The sequence below is a fragment of the Acidobacteriota bacterium genome, from assembly GCA_016716905.1.
Taxonomy (GTDB): domain Bacteria; phylum Acidobacteriota; class Vicinamibacteria; order Vicinamibacterales; family SCN-69-37; genus SYFT01.
Genome location: JADJUS010000004.1, coordinates 382,745 through 403,890, shown reverse-complemented (window position 1 = coordinate 403,890; position 21,146 = coordinate 382,745). Strand labels below are relative to the sequence as shown.

16 protein-coding genes are annotated in these 21,146 nt (G+C 65.3%); 2 read left to right on the top strand and 14 right to left on the bottom strand.

What is annotated here, in order from left to right:
• Window positions 1-10 precede the first annotated feature (10 nt).
• From IPL75_05705 to IPL75_05650, 12 genes are all read right to left on the bottom strand, one after another.
• Window positions 11-2,350 carry a DUF2723 domain-containing protein gene (locus tag IPL75_05705; GenBank protein ID MBK9239751.1) on the bottom strand — a complete coding sequence of 780 codons (2,340 nt, stop codon included), beginning with the start codon at window positions 2,348-2,350 and terminating at the stop codon, window positions 11-13.
• A gap of 1 nt (window position 2,351) precedes the next feature.
• Complete coding sequence (locus tag IPL75_05700; protein ID MBK9239750.1) at window positions 2,352-5,318, bottom strand: BamA/TamA family outer membrane protein; 2,967 nt, start codon at window positions 5,316-5,318, stop codon at window positions 2,352-2,354.
• Window positions 5,319-5,320: 2 nt separating this feature from the next.
• Window positions 5,321-9,517, bottom strand: a complete 4,197-nt coding sequence (locus IPL75_05695; GenBank protein ID MBK9239749.1) for a translocation/assembly module TamB domain-containing protein — start codon at window positions 9,515-9,517, stop codon at window positions 5,321-5,323.
• Window positions 9,518-9,542: 25 nt separating this feature from the next.
• Window positions 9,543-10,049, bottom strand: coding sequence for an acetyl-CoA carboxylase biotin carboxyl carrier protein subunit (locus tag IPL75_05690; GenBank protein ID MBK9239748.1), 507 nt, complete (start codon window positions 10,047-10,049; stop codon window positions 9,543-9,545).
• Window positions 10,046-11,569 carry an acetyl-CoA carboxylase biotin carboxylase subunit gene (locus tag IPL75_05685; GenBank protein MBK9239747.1) on the bottom strand — a complete coding sequence of 508 codons (1,524 nt, stop codon included), beginning with the start codon at window positions 11,567-11,569 and terminating at the stop codon, window positions 10,046-10,048. Before IPL75_05685 ends, IPL75_05690 begins: the two co-directional genes overlap by 4 nt.
• Window positions 11,569-13,110 carry a methylmalonyl-CoA carboxyltransferase gene (locus tag IPL75_05680; protein ID MBK9239746.1) on the bottom strand — a complete coding sequence of 514 codons (1,542 nt, stop codon included), beginning with the start codon at window positions 13,108-13,110 and terminating at the stop codon, window positions 11,569-11,571. Before IPL75_05680 ends, IPL75_05685 begins: the two co-directional genes overlap by 1 nt.
• Entirely contained in the window at window positions 13,110-13,763 is a 654-nt protein-coding gene (gene fsa, locus IPL75_05675) for a fructose-6-phosphate aldolase (protein MBK9239745.1), read from the bottom strand. The genes IPL75_05680 and fsa overlap by 1 nt, the downstream gene beginning before the upstream one ends.
• Entirely contained in the window at window positions 13,760-14,515 is a 756-nt protein-coding gene (locus IPL75_05670; protein ID MBK9239744.1) for a fumarylacetoacetate hydrolase family protein, read from the bottom strand. The genes fsa and IPL75_05670 overlap by 4 nt, the downstream gene beginning before the upstream one ends.
• A 27-nt stretch (window positions 14,516-14,542) precedes the next feature.
• A complete protein-coding gene (locus IPL75_05665) occupies window positions 14,543-15,769 on the bottom strand; it encodes a hypothetical protein (protein ID MBK9239743.1) in 1,227 nt (408 codons plus the stop codon).
• A complete protein-coding gene (gene hslU / locus IPL75_05660; GenBank protein MBK9239742.1) occupies window positions 15,766-17,115 on the bottom strand; it encodes an ATP-dependent protease ATPase subunit HslU in 1,350 nt (449 codons plus the stop codon). Before hslU ends, IPL75_05665 begins: the two co-directional genes overlap by 4 nt.
• Window positions 17,116-17,161: 46 nt before the next feature.
• Window positions 17,162-17,695, bottom strand: a complete 534-nt coding sequence (hslV, locus tag IPL75_05655) for an ATP-dependent protease subunit HslV (GenBank protein ID MBK9239741.1) — start codon at window positions 17,693-17,695, stop codon at window positions 17,162-17,164.
• Window positions 17,696-18,100: 405 nt separating this feature from the next.
• Complete coding sequence (locus tag IPL75_05650; GenBank protein ID MBK9239740.1) at window positions 18,101-18,253, bottom strand: hypothetical protein; 153 nt, start codon at window positions 18,251-18,253, stop codon at window positions 18,101-18,103.
• A 10-nt stretch (window positions 18,254-18,263) separates the two neighbouring features.
• Here IPL75_05650 and IPL75_05645 point away from each other — a divergent pair, with 10 nt between their 5' ends.
• Together IPL75_05645 and IPL75_05640 are read left to right on the top strand one after the other, a co-directional pair.
• On the top strand, window positions 18,264-18,881 hold the full coding sequence (locus tag IPL75_05645; GenBank protein MBK9239739.1) for a PEGA domain-containing protein: 618 nt from the start codon (window positions 18,264-18,266) through the stop codon (window positions 18,879-18,881).
• Window positions 18,882-18,883: 2 nt separating this feature from the next.
• Window positions 18,884-19,285: a hypothetical protein gene (locus IPL75_05640; GenBank protein MBK9239738.1), complete on the top strand. Its 402-nt coding sequence runs from the start codon at window positions 18,884-18,886 to the stop codon at window positions 19,283-19,285.
• On the opposite strand, the gene IPL75_05635 is transcribed toward IPL75_05640, so the two are convergent.
• Window positions 19,250-20,647, bottom strand: coding sequence for an amino acid permease (locus IPL75_05635; GenBank protein ID MBK9239737.1), 1,398 nt, complete (start codon window positions 20,645-20,647; stop codon window positions 19,250-19,252). The genes IPL75_05640 and IPL75_05635 overlap by 36 nt on opposite strands.
• Window positions 20,644-21,144 (bottom strand): hypothetical protein, encoded by a 501-nt coding sequence (locus tag IPL75_05630; protein ID MBK9239736.1) that lies wholly within the window; start codon window positions 21,142-21,144, stop codon window positions 20,644-20,646. Before IPL75_05630 ends, IPL75_05635 begins: the two co-directional genes overlap by 4 nt.
• Window positions 21,145-21,146 lie beyond the last annotated feature (2 nt).

The window sequence follows — 21,146 nt, the reverse complement described above, 5'->3', positions numbered from 1 at the left end:
TAAGACGGTCCTATCGTGAGATTCCTGGTGCCGCGCCGCACACGGTGGCCCGCCGGGGATTATTCAGATCAACCGTGACCCGGACCAGCGTGCGCGTGGGGTGCAGACCGAGATCAAGCAGCGCGGCCTTGTAGTCGCCGTTGTCGTTCACGGCCACTTCCACACGAGACACAACACTTCCCGCCGGCGCATCCAGCGGCAGCACCTGGTTGTCGTCTGCCATGACCCGGGCCATCGCGCGCCGCTCCGCCGCGTCTCCGGTGCGAAAGGACTGGGCACTGACCTTCAGCTCTCCCGTGCCACGCGCGTCGAACAGCGTGGGCGCCGCCGGCCGATCACCAACCACATAAAACGTGGCTCGCGACTCAAACGCCCGATAGTTGTCGATGCGCAACGTCACCCGGCCGTCTACCGGAAGCGTCGAGATGTCGCGCCAACCCTGATTGCCGAGGTTCAGACATGTGCCGGCTGACGTCAATTCGAAGAACGGAAAAAGCCGCATGTCGAATGGCACCCGGAATTCGTCGGCCGGACGAAGGACGAACGTCTCCAACACGCTCCCGCTGGGACTGACCACGGCCACCACGGCGCCGTCGCTGGTGCGTCCTTGCTCCTTCCCACCGATCCAGATTGCTGCGCTCTGGCTGTCGGCCTGAACGCGAATCTCGGCCGGAGCCAGAGCGTTGGTTGTGCCAACAGCGGCGCCGCTCGCAAGCGACACATTGACCTCGTTCCCTTCAGGCGCCTCAAGGGCGGTCCCGCGCGCACCGGCCACGCCAATGACTCCATACGGCGTGCCCACTTTGCGAAACACACGATCGGGGCTGACGCCAATGTGCGCCCAGCCTTGTGGGTGCGACATCAGTCCAGCCGCCGCCACAGGCGTGGCGGCCACCACGACAGTGAACCCCTCACGAACCTGCGGCAGGTACTCGGGGAAGGGCTCGGCGCTCAGCTGGACAGGCTCCACACGGTAGTCAAACTGTGCCAACTCCACGCGGGCCTGATCGAACAGGAACACTTTGTAGCCACGCTTCTGGAACGCCACGACTTGCTCGGGCACGGACGGCACCATCACGATGTCGCGCCCGGCTGCCGCGCCTTCACCAAACAGCTTGTAGTTCAGCATCATGTTGGTGGGGTACTTGTCCATCACGATGGCGCTCTTGTCGGGCAACCGCTCGAACAGCGCGTTGAAGTACCGTGTCTCGAACGTGCGCCGGTGGTGATCGTTGGCGACGTAGTTACCGGCCACCTGCGACGCGGGCAGGCCAATGCTGACGATGAGAGCCGCGATGGCGCCAAGCCGGCCGCGCCACGACCAGATCGCCTCAAGGCCAAACGCCGCGAGGAGCCACAACAAGAGGAACGCGGACAACATGAACCCCTCGTCTTCGTTCGAGCTCATGTTCACGGTCAGGGCCATCACGCCGACCGCACCGCCGACGCACAACACGGCGTCACGGGCACGCCGGCGCAGCAGGACCACGGCACCCACGAGCACCAGCGCCAAACCAGGCCACGTCAGCTCGCGTGCCACCAGACCTGCCACCACGGGCACGCGGGTACGGACGACATCGGCTGCGGCGAACGCGCCGATTTCGTTCGCGTACCGGCGCGCGGTCACCACCTCCACCAGTTCAGTGAACGTGGTGGCTCTGGCTTCAAGATACGGCGCCTGCTGCCACGTCCGAATCAGAATCAACGAGTACTGCGAGAACCCCACCGCCAGCAGTCCCACAGTCAGCAGGATCGTGCGTGGGGCCAGGGCCAGGCGCGCGTTGGTCATCAACGCGTGCAGCACAAGCGCCGGCAAAATCGAAACGATGATCAGGTGATTGCCGATGCTGAAGGTGAAGACGGCGATGGCCCAATAGAACAAGGACCGGCGGCCGGTCTGGCTCCAGCGCAACAACAACACCAGGCCCGCGCAGACGAGCGCGGCGGTGAGGGTATACCCCTTGGCGTATTGCGACTTCGCCCAGAAGGCGCGGCCAAGACCGCAGGCGAGCGCGGCCGACGCGGCCACCGCAGGACGGGTGCCCACAGCGCGCGCGGCGAAGTACAGGAAGAACACCGCCAGTGCCCCCAGCAGGGCCGACAGCACATTCATCCGGAACGCGAGGGTACCCCAGGGGACGTACGAAAACAGGTGGGAGACCCAGACGTACATCGGATAGCCCGGCGCGTGCGGCGTGCCGAGGACCTTCCCGACGAACGAAAACTTCGCGGCGTCTCCCATGCCGAACAGGCCCGGGTAGATCGTGACGAAGTACACCTGAAAGATGAGGAGCGCCACGCCCAACGCAAGGGCGCGATCGATCCACCGGAGACGGCGCGTCGACGACAAACTAGAAGGCCTCACCAATGCTCAGGTGAAACTCCCACCCGCGTTCGCGCTTGAGGTTGAACACCCGGCGGTCGAGCTTGAAACCAAAATCCAGGCGCAACGGTCCCAGCGGCGATCGATAGCGGATGCCAAGCCCGGCCGCCCCGCGAAAATCGCCGGGCCGGATGTCACTGGCCCGGGCGAACACGTTGCCTCCGTCGATGAATCCCACCAGCGACACACTTGTGAGCACCTGCGTTCGCACCTCACCGTTCAACACCACCAGGCCATTGCCGCCGTTCGAGAGGCCGGTCGCATTCAGAATGCCCGACACACCGAGCCGGTCCTGCTGGAAACCGCGCACACTGGTGCTGCCACCCGCAAAAAACCGTCGCCCTGCAGGGAGGTCGGCCACTGTGTCGGTCAGCGGCTCCCCGTCGGGTCCGAGAATCGGCACACCGTTGCCGTCGAGCCGGGTCACCTGCCGTTCAAAGCCGCGCGCCACGCCCACCTGAATGCGCCCCGCGAGTACCACACGATTCGCGCGCGTGATTCGCCGGAATCCGGTGGCCTGGAGAAACGCTTTCACAAAGCCGACCTGGGATCCCAACGACCGCGAGGCAACTTCGGCGTCGGCGCTGAGCCATCCCCCGCTGGTCGGGTCCAGGAAATCGTCGCGATTGTCCCACACGACACCGCTCGAGATGGACGACAGGCGAATTTGCGGAAACAGCCGGTCGATCAGGGGCTGATCCTCTTCGGAGATGCGGGTGTCGAAGAGCCGCGTCGAATCCAGCGCATAACGGCCGAAGATGCTGAGCTTGGTGGAGAGTCGCCTCAACGCCTCGGCGTTTGCGGCTCGCCGCACAAAGGTGAACGAGGTACGGATGGCACGTTCAGCCGTGGCGCTCACCACGATGTCCGTGTTGCTCCGGAAGACGCGTGACGCACGGTAGCTGCCGGTCACGCGGTACTCACTCAGCGCAAACCCCTTGCCATCACGCGCGGGATCGTCGGGTTCGTTTCTGGGACGCAGGCTGACGCGTGAAAACAGGTTGATCGATCGGTTGCCACCAAAGAGGTTGCGCCGGCCGACCTCAAAGAACCCCCGGGGCGCGAACTCGAAACGGTCTTCAACGCCCCCCTCGACCGTGCGGGGCGTGCGACCGAATTCGATGCCTCCGCCGTACCCGATCGTCGTGGCCGCTGACTCTTCCACGTGCACAATCACGTCCACCCGGCCATCACCGGCGGTATCGGGCCCCTGGGTGATGCTGACGCGCCGGAAAATGGCCAGGTCGTTCAAACGCCGCTGGCTCTCAGCTCGGGCGGCCTGCCCCAGTGGCTGCCCCGGTTTGAGCGTGACCTGGGCCAGAATCGTTGCGGTGCTGACGCGCGAGTTCCCCGCGACGATGACGTGGTCCACGATGGTCTGACGGCCCTCGTTGATGGTGAAGGTCGCGGTGTAACGCGGCCCCCCGCTGAGCACAACGGTGACCGTCGCCGACTGGAACCCCGCGTTGCGGTAGAGCGCTTCAACGTTGTTGCGGTCGGCCCTCATCTGCACGTCTCGAAGCGGCTCACCCGTCCTCGACGCAATCGCCTTGCGCAACTCGGACTCTTCAAACTGGCTGGCGCCGACAATGACGATGTCGCCGACGGTTCGGGCCAGCCCCTCGAGGATCGTGAGGTGCACCACCACTTCGCCATCCTGATCGGCTCGCGTGGACGGCACCTCCTCGTGGGCCACCTCAAACTTCACCGCATATCCGGCGGCGGCATACGCGGAATCCAGGGCCTGCACGCGGCCGGCGACCGCGTCCGCCCTGAATGGTTCGCCGAGCGGAAGCGCCAGCAACGCACGCGCGTCGGTGGTGGTGATGAATGTGTTGCCGCCGATCGTCACATCGCGCAGGCGATAGAGGCGGCCCCTGCTCACGTCCACGGTGATCACCATGCGATCGCCGCCTGGCTGTTCGGCCCGCCGGGCCTCCACACGCGCCCGCCAGTACCCTTCACGCTGGAGGGCCGAGCGAATCCGGAAGGCCGAGTCTTCCAGCAGGTCCTCGTCGGCCGAGTTTTCGCGGCGAATGGGAATCCACTGATCCACGCCGCCATCAGGAAGCGGATCGCCGGTCACGACAATGTCAAAGACGGGCCCGGAGTCGACCGAGATGGTCAGGTCCACCACCTCGCCGTCACCCGTGGGAAAGTGGTTGGCGGATGCCTCGTAGAACCGGCGGGTCCGCAGGCGCTCGGCGATCGCCCGCAGGCCATCCTCAATCGCGCGACGCCGATAGGGTGCCCGCGCGGACACATTCAGCGCATCAAGCACTTCCTCAGTGGACAGCGGCGAATCGCCACCAACCGTGATCTTCCCGATGCGTTGCCTCGGACCCGCGTCCACGGTGAGCACGAGCGTGGCCGCGTGCACATCGTGCCTGGGCTCCACCGTGGTCTCGACAACCGGACGGTAGAAGCCCTCGTCGGCGAGGAGCCGTCGGACCGCGTCGGCGGCCGCCTCGTTCTTGACCGCGACCAACCGCCCCCCGGTCTGCTCCAACACCGCTCGTTCCAGTGAACGTCCGTCGAGACCAAGCGTTCCCCGAAACTCGAGACGGTCGATGAGATGCCGTGGCGTCAACGCAAACAACACGACGACGCCCTCACCATCGGCCTGAGGTGTCACCGTAACCGTTTCATACCGGTCCAGATTGCGCAGGTGCTCCAGGCTCTCGCGCACGGCCTCCTCGGTCAACGGCGCGCCGCGGCGCACTTCAAGCAACGCGAACAGGCTCGCTTGCGCCACGGGCTGGCCCTCAATTTCCACGTGCACGAGCGTCACGGTGCGCCCGATCCACTGGCTGAGGTCCGGCAGGTTCTGCACCTGCGACGCGGCCGGCGGCGCCTGTTCGGCGACCGCAGCCGCCCTCATCGGGCCGAGAAGCAGCAGCACGACGAACAGGGCGAAGAACGCGCGGCTTCGCATGGTCAGAACCGGTACCTCACACGGAAGTCGAGCGCGAACGTGCCGTCCTGGTTACGCGACAAGACCCACGACATCTGGTCGTTCTGGGCGTACTCCAGCAGAAGAATCTCGTAGTCGAGGCTGGCATTGTCCAGCGACCGCGAATACGTGAGGTAGACCTTGCGCGAGATGCGCTGCCCGACGGTCACACGCGCACCGGGATTGAGCTGCTGCAAGGTGGCATCCTGCCCCAGCAATGGCGTGACGGTGAAGGTATCGACCAGGCCGGTGCTCTCCACCACGCGGCCCACCTGCGTGGAGATCGGACTCGCCACCAGTTGCGCCAGCATGGAGGACATCAGGCGGTTCTGCACTTCCTGCGGCGATTCAATGGCGCGCAGTTCGGCGCGCTGCAGGTTGGGGTTCTGGCCGAGGATCAGGTACAACGCGTCGGTTTGCGACAACGGCGGATCGGAACTCAGGTTGTAGGTGAACTTGTCCAGTGTTCCCGAAAACGTCAGGTCGAGCCGGTATTCCTGCGAGGGTTGCCGGATCTGGGTCCGCGCCTCGATGTCGAAGAAGGGCTCGATCCGATCGGGATTCGAAAACTCCACGTAGCCGCCCACCGTGTAGCGGTTGCCGAGGAACTCCGTCTCGCCACGATCGATATCAACACGGCCCGACAACACCGGGCGATCGAGTGTACCGGTGAGTCTCAAATCCGGAGACACCACCACGGTGGCGTCGCTGTCCTCGATCACGAGCAGGCGCTGGCCCACCAGTTCGAGGTCAAAACTCAGCGGCAATTCTGTCGGGACCGCGGTACCCACCGTCAGCACTTCGTCGCCCCCGACATTGGCGAACCCCAGCAACCCGGCGTTGCTCTGCAGCCGCCGCGTATAACGGACCTGGCGAAGGGTAATTCTGCCGGCAAGGGATGCGGCTTCAAGCGACCCCGTCAGCGAGAGGTCGGCATCCACGATTGAGCGGAAGCCTTCGGGAAAGCGCAGGTCCAGGCCGTCGCCCCGCGCCGTGACGCTCAACGCGCTCGGCATGAATCCATCGAGCCCGATCGTGCCGCCAAACGCGATCTCACCGCCACCATTCCTCGCGCCCGTGCCCATGCGGGCGCGAAGCCCATCAAGGCGGATGCCGGCGGCGTCAAATCGCACGGCACCATGAATGTTGTCCAGGCTGTGCGGGAAGGAGAAATGCCTGAGCCGCCCATTCGCCACCGTCGCACTGCCGCCGTAGACCGGAGCCTCGAAGGTGCCGGTGATGCGCGCCGCGATCGTGGCGTCGCCAGAGCTCCGCAGGTCCTGAACCACGCCCTGCAGGACGGCCAGGTTGCTCGCGCCATTCACCGACACGTCCAGCGTGGACGCCGCCCGATTCACCACACCACCGAGCGTGAGGCTGGTGCCTTCGCCTGACAGCGTGAACGCGCCCGTCGATCCGGCGCAGGGCCCGGACGGGGACGCCGGCACCACGCCGCAAATCCTCAGCACATCCTCGGCAAACGACATGCGAAGCGGCACGCGGACGCCATTCGCACCAATCGGGTTCGACAGCGTGTAGTCAAACAGTTTCAAGTCCGCCTTTTCGATCGTCACGTCCACGCCGAGCTTTGACACGTTTGCCAGTTCACCGCGAAAGCGGACGGCGCCGCTGACCACGGCCTGGGTATACGGTGAAAGCTGCGGGGCCAGAAACCTGAGGAACGGATCGACCGACGTCTCATTGAAGCGCAACGAGAGATCGCCGTCGTAGACATCGTTCATCGCCACCTGGCCGGACCCCGAGACCGAGAGGCGGTCCGACGCCACGTCCAGGCGATCGATCCGGACCATCTCCTCTTCGATCACCATGTGGGCGGTCGCCTGGCCGATGCCTTCATCGCCCCAGAACAAGTCGGCGATTGTCCCGTCCCACTCGTATCTCGGGTGTTCCTGGCTCCCGCTGCCCTGCATGGTGAAGTTGAGCACGCCGGTCAGGTTGGCATTGGGCACCGTGAAGCTGACGAGCGACTCTACAGGGATCTTCTCGCCGTCGAACGTGAAGCTGTACGTGCCCCATCCATCCTTGGTCGGAGGCCAGCCGATGTACGCCGCACCGCGCACGAATCCCGTGCTCTTGGTCATCTCGGCGCCTTCCACCCGCAGCCCCTCGGGTTCAAACGTCAAGCGGCTGGTGAAGGACTCGAACGTCTCTTCCCAGGCGGTGCCCGGCACCACGCGCAACGAGCCATACCCTTCCGGCCCCAGATACCGCCCGTAAATTCGCACGTCGGCAAACAACGTGCCCTCAACGGGCCAATCCTCAAGCTCGAAAAAATGCCGCCAGTCCACCAATGGCCAGCGCTCTGCGGTGATGCGCGCGTCTATCTCTTCGCCGCCGTCGGCGCGCGGAAACCCAAACGAATACTTGCCATTGGCCACCAGTCGCGCCACGTCGTCGCCGAACACGCTGTTGCTCACATTGATGTAACTGTTTTCAATGGATACATCCGCGCGGCCGCGACCCCAGAGCACATCCCACGCGCGCAGCCCTTCGCCCTCGAACTTGCCGACTATCAGGGGACGGCTGAACCACTTCGTGAGGGTGCCGTCAAACGTGCCACGCCCACCGATTTCGATCGCGCTCGTCGCCGAGCCGAACGTCGTCAGCACGGCGGCCAGGAGCCGGTCGCTGGCCTGCCAGTCTGTGCTCACCACGCGGAACGGGATATTCGCGTTGTCGTTCCACCCCGTGGCGCCCGTGAACGACAGATGCGTTTCCGGCGTGGCGAGCCACCCTTCGCGCAGTTCGATGCGATCGGGCGTGAGGCTGTAGGCCACACGGCCTCCCACCGGGACGGGACCAAGCGGACGGTCCTTGAGGAACGGCTGTTCCTTCGGCGCGTACACGATCGCCAACGGCAACTGTGCCGCGGCGATCGCGCGACCATCGGCCGTCTGCGCGCGAATTTCTCCATCGCCCGACATCTGATCAAACCTGCCGCTCGGCCACCGCATCGTCTGCCAGCCGTCTGCGCGGCTGGCGAGCTCGATGCCCTGCCAGTTCATGACGCGCCCGAACTCCGTCATGTCAACCTGTTTGTATGTGGCCGACAGATCCGCGATGGAACCACGCGCGCCGCCATGCGAGTCGAGCACATAGGACAAGCGCAATTTCCCGCCGTAGAAGGGGCTCTCGGCGCCGATGACCTCGAGACGGTTCTGCATCCAGACGACATGGCCCGATAGTTGGGGGAAATCCAGGCCACTCACATTAAATCCCGGCACCTTGAACCCGCCGGTCACATCGTACTTGCCGTTCTGAAACTTCTGGAACCGCCCTTTGTATTCGCCGCGGCCGGTGGCCGTGAAGTTCTGGCCGAAAAAGAAAATCTCCTTGAGCGGCGCCACGTCAAACGCGGTTGCGATGTCGAAGTACAGCTCGGGCCACGTGTTCAGGTTGATGACGCCAGTCATGTGCGACCGTGTTCCGTCAGTGACCAAATCAAGCCCCTGCACGGTGAGCAGGTTGCCCTTGTCAAAACTCAGTCGTGCAGACATCGAGTCGAGCCGCATCGGCTCGTAGCTGAGAATGTTCGTGACGCCGCCGCGGAACGCGACTGTGGCCACGTGTTTGTCGAGATTGGCTGCGTAGGTGAAATTCACCGCCACCTGTTCAGCGGTGAAATCGAGAGGCTGGGCATGGTCGATGAGGCGGAACCAGCCGCCGCGTGCCCAGATGTAATTGATGTTGGTCTGGAATCGTCCTGGCTCGGTTGAGCGCGGCCGGAGCCTGGGAATGTTGTTCCGGTTGCCCGCAAACATCTCGATCGTCATGGCCCAGCGATCCATCTCGGCCTCGATGATCAACTGCCGGCGAATGAGTGTCTGCAGCGGCACGCGCAGCGCAATACGTTCGGCCTTCAGGAAGGGTGCCGCGTCCGGCGTGAGGCCTTCAATGACGACGTCTTCCACGATGAACAGACCGGGCCTGAGCGAGGCGCTCAACCGCCCGATTCGCACGGGGCGTTCCATGTACGCTGAAGCCGCCTGCTCGGCGCGGGACTTGAGGTATGGACCGAGGTCGATGGTGTAGAGGGACACCAGCAGGGCGGCGCCGACGGCCGCGAGGACGAGTAACGTGCGCCGCGACCACCGTAGGGCCCGCCATCGCCGCCGCGGGGGGGCCGGTTCGCCAGCCATCTGCGGCTCTCGGTCGGTCACCCCTTCAGCTTACCCGAGGCAGGCACTACTCAATCACGACGAGCAGGCGTCCGGCCTCGACCGAGGTACCCTCGGTAATCGCCACCTCGGTGACGACGCCGGCCTTGGGCGCGGTGAGTTCGTTTTCCATCTTCATCGCCTCGACCACCACCAGTCCCTGGCGATGCGCCACCTGATCGCCGGGCTTCACAAGCACCCGAAGCACACGCCCAGGCATGGGCGCGGTCACCCGTTGCAGGCCGGGTCCGCCGGCAGCGCCCAGCCGGCCGCGCACATGGCGGCGGCCGTCGACCACAACCGACACATCCAGATGCGGCAATTGCACGAGCCAGTCGCCCCCGGGCCCCGGCGTTGCAGCCGCCTCCAGTGACCGGCCGTCGGCCAGGAAGATGACCGACAGCCCGAGGTCGATGGGGCTCGCCTCCACGTCATGGGCCTGGCCGTTCAGCACGATGCGGAATCTCCCGGTGTCGCCGATGCGCTCGACGGTGATCGACCGCTCGCGGCCCGCGACCTCAACGTCGAACTTCATCGCAGCGCCTCCAGGCGCGCGGCGCGCTGCCAGTGTCCGGCCGCGGGTGCCGCCGGGGCGCCGGCCGACGCCTGATGCGCGCGAAACCACGCGGCGAGCGCCGCGACCATGGCCGCGTCGTCCGCGTCGCCATCCGTCGCCTCGACAAAGGCCTGTCCCTTGCGCGCGGCCAGCACCGAGTCGAGATAGGTGGTGTCGAACTGTCCGGCTGCAAACTCCGGTTGTGCGACGAGCCACCGGAAAAACGGCAGCGTGGTGCGCACGCCGATCACACGATATTCATCAAGCACCCGCGACAGGCGCGCGATGGCATCGGGCCGGTTGTCGCTCCAGACGATGAGCTTGGCGATCATGGAGTCGTAGAAGAGCGGGATCGTAAAACCCGCCGCCACGCCGCGGTCGTCGCGCACGCCCGGCCCTCCAGGCACACTGAGCGCACGCACGAGACCCGGCGATGGCATGAAACCCTGGTCGGGATCCTCGGCATAAATCCGGCATTCGATCGCGTGCGCCACCGGCGTCAGGGCGCGCTCCGGATCAATCGTCAGGCGCTCCCCCATGGCGATCCGCAACTGCCAGTGCACCAGATCGATACCCGTCACAATTTCGGTGACCGGATGTTCCACCTGCAGGCGCGTGTTCATCTCAAGGAAATAGAACTTTCCATCTTCATCGAGCAGGAACTCAATCGTGCCGGCATTGGTGTACCCCACCGTGCGCGCCACCGCGGCCGCACACGCGGCCATCGCGCGCCGTGTCTCCACGGTGAGCGCCAGCGACGGTGATTCCTCAACGACTTTCTGATGTCGCCGCTGGATGGAGCATTCCCGCTCCACAAACGGCACGACCGTGCCGTAGTGATCACCCAGCAACTGAATTTCGATGTGGCGCGCCCTGGCCAACCGCCGTTCGAGGTACACGGCGCGCTCACCAAACGCCGACCCGGCCTCTGATCGCGCAGTGCGGATCGCCGGCAGGAGATCCGCGGGCGACTGCACCATGCGCATCCCCTTGCCGCCGCCGCCGGCGACGGCCTTGACCAGCAGCGGATACCCGATGCGCGCCGCCTCAGCCACGAGCACGTCGTCGGGCAGGTCCTCGGCAAACGGCTCCTCGGTGCCGGGCACCACCGGCACACCGGCAGCGATGGCCACATGCCGGGCCGCCGTCTTGCTGCCCATGCGGGTGATCGCGTCGGGCGACGGGCCGACAAACGTGAGGTCGGCGTCAAGGCAGGCCTGCGCAAAATCCTCGTTCTCAGCGAGGAACCCGTAACCGGGATGCACCAGTGAAGCGCCGCTGCGCCGGGCGACGTCAATCAAACGGTCGATCCGCAGGTAACTCTCGGCCGCGGGGCCAGGGCCGATCAGATACGCCTCGTCGGCGGTGCGCACGTGCAGTGCGGTGCGATCGCATTCCGAGTACACGGCCACGGTGCCGAGTCCGAGTTCCCGGCAGGCGCGCATGACGCGAACGGCGATTTCGCCGCGATTGGCGATGAGTACTTTCCGGCGGGACATCACAGGGGAATATTGCCGTGTTTCCTCGGCGGGTTCTTGTCGCGTTTGTTGTCACAACTGGCCAGCGCGGCGATGAGCTTGGCTCGTGTCATGCGGGGCGCGATAACTTCATCCACGTAGCCGCGCGACGCCGCCACAAACGGGTTGGCCAGCTTCTCGCGGAACTCCTGCGTCAGCTCCGCGCGTTTGGCCGCCGGGTCTTCGGCCTGCTGCAGTTCGCGTCGATAGAGAATGTTCACCGCGCCTTCGGGGCCCATGACCGCGATCTCGGCCATCGGGTACGCGAAGTTGAAATCTGTCCGGATGTGTTTGCTGGCCATCACGCAATACGCGCCGCCGTAGGCCTTCCTCGTGATGACGGTGATTTTCGGCACGGTCGCCTCCGCATACGCATACAGCAGCTTGGCGCCCGCGCGGATGATCCCGCCGTGTTCCTGGCGAACACCAGGGAGGAACCCCGGCACATCCTCAAACGTGATGATCGGAATGTTGAACGCGTCGCAGAACCGGACAAAACGCGCGGCCTTCACCGACGCATCAATATCCAGGCACCCGGCCAGCACCTTCGGCTGGTTGGCGACGATGCCCACAGAGCGGCTGCCCAGGTGCGCGAAGCCACAGATGATGTTCTGCGCGAAGTACTGGTGCACCTCGAGGAACCGGCCGTCGTCCACCACCGCGTGGATGAGGTCGTGCATGTCGTAGGGCTGGTTCGGTTGCTCGGGCACGAGTGAATCGAGTGCCGCATCCTCGCGGTCCACCGGATCGGCCGTGGCCACGCGCGGCGCGCCATCCAGGTTATTGGACGGCAGGTACCCCAGCAGCTCACGGATCAGCAGGATGCACTCGCGGTCTGACGGCACGGCGAAATGCGCGACGCCGCTCGTGGCGTTGTGCGCCATGGCACCGCCCAGCGCTTCCTTGGTGACATCCTCATGTGTGACCGTTTTGATCACATCGGGACCGGTCACGAACATGTAGCTCGTGCCTTCCACCATGATGTTGAAGTCGGTGATGGCCGGCGAATACACGGCCCCGCCCGCGCAGGGGCCCATGATCGCGGAAATCTGCGGCACCACGCCCGACGCCAGGGTGTTGCGCAGGAAAATGTCGGCGTAGCCGGCGAGCGACACCACGCCTTCCTGAATCCGCGCGCCACCTGAGTCGTTGAGTCCCACGACCGGCGCACCCATTTTCATGGCCAGGTCCATGACCTTGACGATCTTTGCGGCATTGGTTTCCGAGAGGGATCCGCCGAACACCGTGAAGTCCTGGGCGAACGCATACACCGGCCTGCCGTCGACGCGGCCGTGTCCGGCCACTACGCCGTCACCGGGCACCATCTCCTTCTCCATGCCGAAGTCGCGACACCGGTGCGTCACCAGTTTGTCGAGCTCTTCGAACGTGCCCGAATCAAACAGCAGGTCCACGCGTTCACGCGCGGTCAACTTGCCGCCCTCGCGCTGCCGTCGCAGGCGCTCCTCGCCGCCGCCCAGTTCCGCGCGGCGTTCCAGGTCCGCGAGGTGTTCCTGTGGTGTCATCACTGGCGGGAGGCCTGAGCCTTCTCCCAGTCTTTCAGGAACTTCTCAAGACCGATGTCGGTCAGCGGATGTTTAAAGCACGCCTCAACCACCGAGACGGGACATGTGCACACGTCGGCGCCCATCCGGGCCGCTTCCACGATGTGCATGGGCCCGCGCACGCTGGCCACGAGCACTTCGGTCATGAACTGGTGTGCGTCGAAGATGTCCACGATCTGGCGCACCAGGCCCATCCCGTCTGAGGCGATGTCGTCGAGCCGGCCGATGAACGGACTCACGTACGCCGCGCCGACCTTCGCGGCAATGAGCGCCTGCGTCGCGGAAAAAATGAGCGTGACGTTGACGCGGATCCCGTCGCCGGCCAGCACCTTGCATGCGCGAACGCCGTCGCGCGTGAACGGCACCTTGACCACGACGTGCGAGTCGATCGCCGCCAGTTCGCGCCCCTCGGCCACCATCGCCTGCCACTCGGTGGCCACCACTTCGGCGCTGACGGGCCCCTGGACCAGCTCGCAGATGCTCTTGATGATCGCGCGCGGGTCGCCGCCTTCTTTCGCCATCAATGACGGGTTGGTCGTGACACCGTCCACAATGCCCAGGGGCACCAGGGCTTCGATCTCCTTCAGGTTGCCAGTATCGAGAAAAATCTTCACTGCGCCACCACCTTGTTGGTCAGCGCGCCCACGCCTTCGACATGCACGGTGACTGAATCGCCAGGCACAATCGGACCGATTCCCGATGGTGTGCCGGTCGAAATGATATCGCCGGGCAGCAGGGTCATCACCGACGTGATGAACGTGATGAGCTCCGGGATGGTAAAGATCAGCTCACGCGTGCGCGAATCCTGCCGCAGTTGGCCGTTGACGTAGGCACGCACGCTCAGGTCGCGGCCGTCGAGCCCCATCGCGACACACGGCCCGATGGGCGCGAAGGTATCGAACCCCTTGCAGCGGGTGTACTGGCCATCTTTGTTCTGCAGGTCCCTGGCGGTGACGTCATTCACCGCGATGAGGCCGAGCACGTAGTCCTGCGTCTGGTGCAGGGGCACGCGATGGGCACGTTTGCCGATCACGATGCCCAGTTCAGCCTCGTGATCGATTCGCCCCGCCCACGCCGGCGCCTCAATCACAGCATCGGGCCCCACCACGGACGTTGAGGGCTTGATGAACAGCAGCGGCTCGGCCGGCAAGGCCTTGTTCTGCTCGGCCGCGTGATCCCGATAGTTCAGGCCCACGCAGACAATCTTCGAGGGCTGGACAGGCGCGAGGAGACGCACACCCTCTGACGAAATTTCGGGGCCTTCATTCCACACGCCGAAGATGTCGCCCTCAACCAGCCGCCAAGTGCCTTCACTTTCGGCCGCGTACCTCGGACCGCCCTCATGCTCGATGCGATACAGTCGAATCATCTCTCTCCCTTGGGTCTGAGTGGATCAGCGATTGACGGCATTGGACCGTGGGCTTCGGTTCCCGGACGCGTCCACCGCCACCACAACGTACACGTAACGCACACCGGCGCGCACGGTGGTATCCACGTACTGCACCGACGTAATGGGTTTCGGCGTCAGTTCCAGAAAGGTCTCACTGGCGCCCTCGGCGCGCAACACCAGGTACCCGGCCAGGTCAGCAGCTGAGACTGGATCCCACAGCAGCGTCACGCCGCCCGGATCAGAGACCGGCACCAGACCGGCAGGTGCGGCCGGCGGGAATTTGTCCACCGGGGTGACGCAGACGGGCCCGGCGGTTTCACTTTCCGTGGATGAGACTCCGCGGCGCACGACACCGCGCGCCACGAAACAGCGCTCCTTGCCGAACTCAAACGGTGTGGACCAGGAGCCGCGCGTCAATGGCGCAACCTGCACCGGCACCGGTTGCTCCACGCCCGCACTGGTCGCTTCGACAATGGTTACGGGGGTGCCGGGCAGAGCGGTCGTCCACGTCACGGTCAGTTCTGTTTCGTCGTACGTGGGCGTGCTCAGGACCGGAGTCGCAGGCGCGGGACCAAAGGGCAGGGCCACAACCACTGACGCCGGGCCCGGCCGGCCTCGATCGGACACGCCAACAGCGACGTAATACCTGGTCGGTAGAACGCCTGGCACGGTCTCGCGGCTGATCGGCACCGTCAGCCCAGTTGGTCGCAGAGGAACCCACACGGGCCGTCGACGCCCGGCGGTTGTCTGCTGCTGGCGGTTCAACTCCAACGGGCGCGGTGCGGTGGTCGGAATCGTCTCGGTCCACACGGTGGTTTCGCCGCGGGCGGGACGCGCGTCGGGCGGCCCCGCGGGCGCGGCCGCAGGCACGGGCGTCGTGGTGGCGTCAGCCCCGGGCTCTGGCGTCACGGGATCCGGGCGGACCTCAATCCTCCCGACGAGGTTTTCCTTACGCAGGAGCTGGGCCACTGTTGGCGTCTCTGAACCCAGGGGCAGCGTGCGGGCGTAAATTTCCACCGCGGCGATCACCACCTCTGCGTTGGGATCGGCGCTGGCGCCCGGCACCTTCAGGTTCAGGGTGATCCGATCACCCACGCGACGCACCGCCAGGCCGCCCGGGGCTTCGGGCACGGGACGCAACGGCGCCAGCGGCGGTCCTTTCGACCCGCACCCGGCCGCAATGATCGCGACGAGGCCCAGTCCCGCGATGATGCACGCGCGAACGGTCACAGGATGTACCGCGACAGGTCGTCGCTCTTCGCTATATCGGCAAGCATGCGATCCACATAGGCCGGGTCGATCGTAATCGATTGGCCGTCCAGTTCGGGTGCATGAAATGACACGTCGTCGAGCAAGCGCTCAAGTACCGTGTGCAGGCGGCGTGCGCCGATATTTTCTGTGCGGTCGTTCACGAGGGTGGCCAGTTCGGCGACGCGCGCAATGGCCTCGGGTGTGAACTCCAGCCGCAGCCCCTCGGTCAGCATCAGCGCCATGTACTGCTTGATCAGGGCGTTGCGCGGCTCGGTCAGGATGCGGATGAACTCGTCGCGGCCCAGCGCCTCGAGTTCCACGCGAATGGGGAACCGGCCCTGCAGTTCGGGAATCAGGTCCGACGGCTTCGACACGTGAAACGCGCCGGCGGCAATGAACAGGATGTGATCGGTCTTGACCATGCCGTGTTTCGTACTGACCGTGGTGCCTTCGACAATGGGCAGGATATCGCGTTGCACGCCCTCGCGGCTGATATCCGGGCCATGACCGCCGTCCTTTCCGGCGATCTTGTCGATCTCGTCGAGAAAAATGATGCCCGAATTCTCGACGCGTTCGATGGCCGCGCGGGCCACACCATCCATGTCGATCAGTTTCTGCGTCTCTTCCTGCACCAGATGCTCACGCGCCTCAGACACAGGCAGGAGCCGGCGCCGGGTCTTGCCCTGAAACAACCCCGGCATCATGTCGCGCAGGTTGACGCCGATCTCCTCGACGGATGATCCCGAAACGACCTCAAACGACGGCATCGCCGCCCGTTGCGCGACATCAACCTCGACCATCTTGCCGTCGAGTTTGCCGGCGCGCAGTTGCTCGCGCAGCTTCTCGCGCGTGGACACCACCTGGTCGCGCGCCAGTTGTTCCTCGTGCGACCCTGCACCAAATCCGGGGCCCGACGGGGACGGCGGCAGAAGCAGGTCGAGCACGCGCTCTTCGGCCGCCTGCGTCGCACGGCTCCGCACTTCCGCCTCGCGTTCTTCGCGCACCAGCTTCACGCCGATTTCCACCAGGTCCCGCACCATCGACTCCACGTCACGGCCGACGTACCCCACCTCGGTAAACTTGGAGGCTTCGATCTTCAGGAACGGCGAATGCGCGAGCTTGGCCAGTCGCCGTGCGATCTCGGTCTTGCCGACGCCGGTGGGCCCAATCATCAGGATGTTCTTCGGCGCGACGTCCTCGGCCATCTCGGCCGGAAGGCGCTGCCGCCGGTGGCGGTTGCGAAGGGCGATCGCCACCGCGCGTTTCGCCTTGGCCTGCCCGACAACGTACTTGTCGAGCTCGGCGACGATTTCGCGCGGTGTCATTGCACCGCCGGCCAGTACGGGTGCAGGTAATGCGACAGTGGGCATTTCAGAGTTCTTCCAGCGTCAACGACGTATTGGTGTAGATGCAGAGGTCAGCGGCTATCGCCATGGCGTGTTCCACAATGGCCCGCGGCGGAAGCGGCGTATGCGCCACGAGCGCGCGCGCGGCGGCCATGGCAAACGCGCCGCCCGACCCAATACCCATGATGCCGTCGTCGGGTTCGATGAGGTCACCGGTGCCTGACAGCAGATACATCGCGCCGGGGTCGGCCACGAGCAGCATCGCTTCGAGGCGTCGCATGGCGCGATCCGTACGCCATTCGCGGGCCAGTTCGACCGACGCGCGCTCCAGATTGCCCCGGTGGGCCTCGAGCTTGCTCTCAAAACGCGAGAACAACGCGAACCCATCGGACGCCGTGCCGGCGAACCCGGCCAGTACCCGGTTTTCGTACAGCCGGCGGACCTTCCGGGCGCGGTGTTTGACGACGGTTTGGCCCAGTGTGACCTGGCCGTCGGACGCCATCACGACCTTTCCGTGGTGTCGGACGGCGAGCACTGTCGTTGCGTGGGTTTCAGGCATAAGAAAACAGGCCGGAACTGGCATCGTAAGGCCGTCCGCCGTAGAGGGCAAGGCCGGCCAGTGATGAGGACACTCGTCCCATTCACCACCCACTTTGTCACAGTATTTGGGCGGGGTTTGATGGCAGTATTGTTGCAGAGTCACAGACTGAAGCCGCGCTGTCGAGTCATCTCGGTTGAAGGAGTGCATGGACATGGATAGAAATCCCCGCTTGTTGGTCGCCACCGCCCTGGCATTGGCACTGGCCGCGCCGGCCGCGGCCCTGGCCCAGGCCATCCCCCGTCCGGCCCCTGGATCGGGCTCGTCGGGATCCTCGGGTTCGACTGGATCTGAGGCTCCACCCGCGTTGCCAATGCGCGAAGTTTCGATGCCGGCCCGTGAGGTGGAGCCGCCGCGTGAGCAGTCTCAGGCCGGGTCGCGCACACCCACTTCATCCGGGACATCGTCCGGGTCGGCGTCGTCACGGAGCGGAGGCGGATCGAGCTCGTCGTCTGGCGGCAGCTCGGGTTCGGCGTCGTCTCGGGGATCTTCGGTGTCGTCAGGATCGTCAGGGTCCACAAGCTCGTCTGTGAGCCGCGGCGGGGCCACCGGATCGGCATCCAGTCGATCGTCAGGTTCGCGGTCGCGCGGGTCGCGGGAAGCGGTCGGCACGGCAGCAGACCGGCCTGCGCGGCAATACGGCGGCGGTGCCGTTGACTACAACTACTACTCCGGCTACAACCCGTTCAGCCCGTGGGGCCGATGGTACCCCTGGTATAACGGCGGCTTCGGATACGTCTCGTATGACCCGTGGCGCTACGGCAGTTCCCGGTATTCGCTGTGGCGATACGGCTCCTGGTACAGCCCTTACGATCCCTATTGCTACGGCTCGGGCTACTGGCCGTGTGATTCGTACACGGTGGGCGCGGGCGGCGGCGGTGGCGGTCGCAACGATGAGTCCTCATCGGAGCCGACGGGTTCGGTTCGGCTGCGGGTGTCTCCGGCCCACGCGAAGGTCTTCGTGGACGGCGCACTGGTCGGCGTCGTGGACGATTTTGACGGCCTGGGCGGGCATCTGAAACTCACGCTCGGCACGCATCTGGTGGAAATCAAGGCTGACGGGTACGAAACGTTCGTGCCGCAGCTTTCGATCGTGGAAGGCAAAACCACCACGGTGCGAGGAGCGTTGAAGAAGGCCGTCAAGTAGGCGTGCACGCCGGACGCGCGCTGTCGGTCGTCGCGGGCATTTCGCTGGTCTACGATCTCGTGATCGGACTGGCGCTGCTCGCGGCGCCCGACAGCTTCGCGTCTCTCTTCGGCGTGGTGGTCCCTGAGCCGCGCATCTTTGTGACACTGTTGGGTGTGTTTCTTGTGTGCGTCGGGCTGGGCTACCTGCCCCCCCTGCGCGACCCGGTTCGTCACCGCGCGTACATGTGGGTCTTTGGCGTGCTCCTCAAAACTGCAGGCGCGTCGGTCTTCATCGGCTACTACGTCGTTGGCAACGCGCCTTCGTCGTACCTTCTATTTGCTGCAACTGACGGCACGCTTGCGCTCGCGACGTTGGCAGCGCTGGCGCTACCGAGCCACTTTGCGCGCAAAGGCGAGGTATAGCGGCACGCCAGCCCCAATGATGATGAGGCCGTAGAGCGTCTGGCTCGGTTCGGTCCAGAGGCGGTGCAGAATCATCGCCGCAGAGGCGGCCACAAACAGTCCAGGCGCGAAGGGATATCCCCAGGCGCGGAACGGGCGATCGGCTCCTGGTTCGCGCATGCGCAGCACAAACAGGGACGCGACGGCGATGCCTGAGAACAGCACAATGGCGAAGCCGGTGTAGTTCACCAATCCCGACAGCGTCGATGAGAGCACGAGTACAGCGCTCCACGCGGCCTGGGCCCAGATGGCGCGCGCAGGAGTGCGGTAACGCGGGTGCACCTGGGCGACCGACGGCAGGAAGGCGCCGTCACGCGCCATCGCGAAATACACGCGCGGACCCGCGAGCACCATCGCGCTGATGCTTGCGGCGACGCTCACGATGGTGAAGATGGCGATGACGTTGCCGGCCACGAAGCCGAAGAGTCGCTCGGCGACGGTATCGGTGAGCCGGCCATCGGCCACCACCGCGAGATCGGCCAGCGGCATCGCATACAGATAGAGCACGTTCAGCGCCACGTAGATCGCGACCACGGCCGCAGTCCCGAGCCCGAGCGCGATCGGCACGTTGCGGCCCGGGTCACGAATCTCCTCGGCGACGTACGCCGCAGCATTCCACCCCGAGTAGCTGAACATCACGGGAATCAATGCGAGCAGCCAGCCCGTGGCCGGCGCCGCAACCGCGTGGCTCGAAGCCACGTTGCCCCACGAGCCCGAGCCCAGAGCCAACCCCAGAGCCAGGAAGATCAGGATGCCCGAGACCTTGAGCCCCGCAAGGAAATTGTGGACAAGCCGGCCTGGCCCGAGGCCGCGCATATGGATGAACGACAGGAGCGCGATGGCGGCGAGCGCGACCAGCGTCTGCTTCGTGACCACCAGTGGCACGAACGGCAGGGGGAGTTGGAGAATCGGCGTGCGATCCGCCGCCGCCGGCACGAAGCGGCCGATCGCATCGGCCAGAAACAACGCGGAGGCTGCGATGGCACCAGAGAACCCGGCGACAAACGACGTCCATCCCGTGAGGAACGCCGCGAGGGGCCCGAAGGCCTCGCGCAGGTAGACATATTCGCCGCCTGAACGGGGACGGAGCGCCGCCAGTTCGGCGTACGCCATGGCGCCGGCAAAGGCGAGCACCCCGCCGAGCACCCACACACCGAGCATGCCGGCGGCGACAGGCACGAGCGCGGCGACGAGGACGGGCACGTAGAAGATGCCGCCGCCGATGACGTTCGACAGGATGATGGCCGCCGCGTCGAGCGGCCCGAGGCGGCGTTCGAGCGAGGGAGGGGCGTGAGCCGGAACGGCCTCGGTTGGCGGCGTCACTTTGTGGGCGCGCTTAACAGGAGCTTTCGATCGATCTTGTATTCGCCGGCCGGCATGATGCGGCCGCCCCGCTTGACGAAGAGTTTCGCCGTGATGTCGAGAAAGTCGCGGTGACCGAAGAGTTCTGCCCGAGCCCCGCCAGTGGTGTAGCCGACGCTGGCGCGCAGCACCACGGGTTCGGAACTGGCGCCTGGCGCCAGCCCCTCGCCGCCAATGACCTTGACGACGAGTTCATCCATCTCGGCGTCTTTGCCGGTTTGCCAGAACAGCACCACCATGTCGATGGACGACAGCGGCGCATCCGCGCCGTTGCGCACCGTGAACGTCAGGCTCGGAACGAGTTTGTTGAGCCCTTCAGGCGTGATGCCAGCGTCATAGTAGCCCGACGACACGTCGGCGATCTGAACGGCCGTTTTCAGATCAATTTCGCCGCAACTGGAGGCAGCGGCCAGCGCCACACACAGGGCCGCGCGCACGAGCAGAAGTCGGCGGGACATTG